We start from the raw sequence: 2,417 nt of genomic DNA on the forward strand, positions 1-2,417 counted from the left end.
CATTCGCAGCGCCACCATTTTCGGGCAGTCCATTCATGCGCTCATCGATGAACATTTCAATCTCGACGATCTCCGCGAACAGCTCCTGAAAAACGGCATCGCCGTCGCCGAAATTCGCCCGCTGGCTTCCAGCCTCGAAGACGTTTTCGTCGAGCTCACCTTCAAGCACCAAGCCCTCCTGGAGGCCGCTCGTGCGTGACTACGTCCGCGGTTTCGGCGCCATTTTTTGCAAAGAGGTCCTCCACGTCCGCCGCGATTTCTCAACGCTCTTCTTCTCTTTGATCATCCCGCTGCTGCAAATGTTTCTCCTCGGCTTCGCCATTGACACCAACATCCGCCAGATCAACACTGTCGTCTTCAATGCCGACGGCCGCCGCGAAAGCCGCGAGCTGCTCGAGCGCTTGAAAAATACCAATACCTTTCATGTCATCCGCTACGTCCAGAACGACAACGACCTCAACGACGCCATCATCTCCGGCCGCGCGCGCGTCGGCATCAAGATTCCCGTCGATTATTCCGATCGCCTGCTTCACCACATGGGCGCCCAGGTCCTCGTTCTCATTGACGGCTCGGATTCCTCCGTCGCCGGCCAGGCCGTCAATGTTTCCACCGCCATCGGCCTCGATGAATCTCTGCGCCGCGTTCTTCAGAACCGCGCGACTTTTGCCGTCGATATGCGCCCGAAAATTCTTTTCAACCCGGATTCGCGCTCGCCCAATTTTTTCCTCCCCGGCCTCACCGCCATTCTTCTTCTCAACGTCACCACCTTTCTCACCGCCTTCTCCATCGTTCGCGAAAAAGAACGCGGCACCCTCGAACAGCTTTTCGTCACTCCCGTCCGGCCCATGGGCCTGCTCCTGGGCAAGCTGCTTCCCTACCTCGGCATCGGCTTCTTTGAGTTGACCCTCATCCTGACCTTCATGCGCTTCGTCTTCCTCGTGCCCATCCACGGCGACGTCCTCATTCTCGCCATTCTTTCGCTGCCCTATCTTTTCGTTTCGCTCTCTCTCGGCATCCTCATCTCCAGCAAGGCCAACTCGCAGGCCGAAGCCATGCAGCTCGCCTTCCTCACCATCCTTTCCAGCGTCTTCTTCTCCGGCTACATCTTCCCCCGTGAAACCATGCCGTCGTTCTTCTACGTCCTCAGCTATTTCGTTCCCGCCACCTATTTCATCAACATCACCCGCGGCGTCATCCTCCGCGGCGCCGGCGTCGCGCATCTCTGGACCGATGGCCTCGCCCTCTTCGCCATCGGCACCGTGATTCAGTTCCGGTGCATAAGCCGGGAGCCGGTAGACCCGCAGGCGTTCGCGGTAGCCGTGCAACACCGCACGAGTACGGCGCGAGCGATGGGGGTTGCCGCCATCCCAGAACAGGAAGAGCAGCCCGGGAATCTGGCGCAGCAGATGTTCGACGAAGCGAATCACTTCCTCGCTGGCGATCGTGCCGGGCACCAGGTGCAAGTAGGCGTGCGGGTGGGGCGTCACCGCCGAGATGGCCGAAAGCTTCGGCCAGTTGAAGCAGTGGCGCAGAATCGGTGTCTGTCCGCGGGGGGACCAGGTGCGGCAAGCGGTGGGCAACAGAGAAAAACCGCTTTCGTCCACGAAAACCAGCGTAGCTTTCAGGTTTTGGGCTTTTTTTTCAAGCGTGGCCAGGTGTGCTGAACCCAGCGCTGGATGGCGACTTCGTCGCGTTCACGGGCACGGCCGGTGGGCTTCTGCCAACTCCAGCCGAACCGGTGCAGCAGGCGGCAGACATGATCCCGGTCATAGCGAATCCCGAAACGCTTGTAGAGCAGATCGGCGACGCGTTGCGTGGTCCACACCGCGGTCGAGAAACCCTGAGATTCGGCGCCCCGCGCCAACAGGCGCGGGAGCTGAGCCAGTTGCCGACGGGCCAGCTTCGGCGGACGGCCCGGCCGCGCCCGGCGGCGCAGTCCGGCGGCACCCCGGCGGCGATACTGCAGCGCCCATTGATGAACCGCCTGGCGGCTCACACCGAGTTGCCGGGCAATCGCGGACAAAGACTCGCCGCGCTCGATGCGCGGCAGAGCCGAAAGGCGGCGTGCTTCGAAGACTCCTGCATCTCGTCGCATGAGTCGAAGATACGCCACCCTATCGGAATGTCAATCTATTTATACAGAGGTCTTTAGGTCAAGCGAGGCCTTTCGCTCACTGGTGAACTTCGTTAATTCTCAGCCTGGTCTGCAGGTCGTTTTCTTGAGAAGTTCAGCGCTAGATTTTGCTGAGCTTGAGCGCCTCAAGGAACCATGTCAGCTTGCTGTGGAACTAATCTTGCTGCGAATCGTAGTATCTCTTGAGATGGAAGCGTCCACCAGTCGCGAGCTCGAGACTGTAGGCAAACTGTTAGACGATTTAATAGCTTTCTTGCGCAGTTCCAACGTAAAAAGAAAGGTC

At 59.4% G+C, this 2,417-nt stretch carries 3 protein-coding genes; 2 read left to right on the top strand and 1 reads right to left on the bottom strand.

The genetic code is table 11. The annotated features are described in order from the left end of the window. Both HY010_00955 and HY010_00960 read left to right on the top strand, forming a co-directional pair. Positions 1-199 (top strand): hypothetical protein (locus tag HY010_00955; GenBank protein MBI3474274.1); only part of this gene is annotated, 199 nt, incomplete at its 5' end. Continuing rightward, complete coding sequence (locus HY010_00960; GenBank protein ID MBI3474275.1) at positions 192-1,664, top strand: ABC transporter permease; 1,473 nt, start codon at positions 192-194, stop codon at positions 1,662-1,664. The genes HY010_00955 and HY010_00960, both read left to right, overlap by 8 nt. On the opposite strand, the gene HY010_00965 is transcribed toward HY010_00960, so the two are convergent. Next, complete coding sequence (locus tag HY010_00965; protein ID MBI3474276.1) at positions 1,622-2,113, bottom strand: winged helix-turn-helix domain-containing protein; 492 nt, start codon at positions 2,111-2,113, stop codon at positions 1,622-1,624. The two genes, HY010_00960 and HY010_00965, sit on opposite strands and share 43 nt — an antisense overlap. Positions 2,114-2,417 lie beyond the last annotated feature (304 nt).

The sequence above is a fragment of the Acidobacteriota bacterium genome, assembly GCA_016196065.1.
Taxonomy (GTDB): Bacteria; Acidobacteriota; Terriglobia; order Terriglobales; family Acidobacteriaceae; genus Acidiflorens.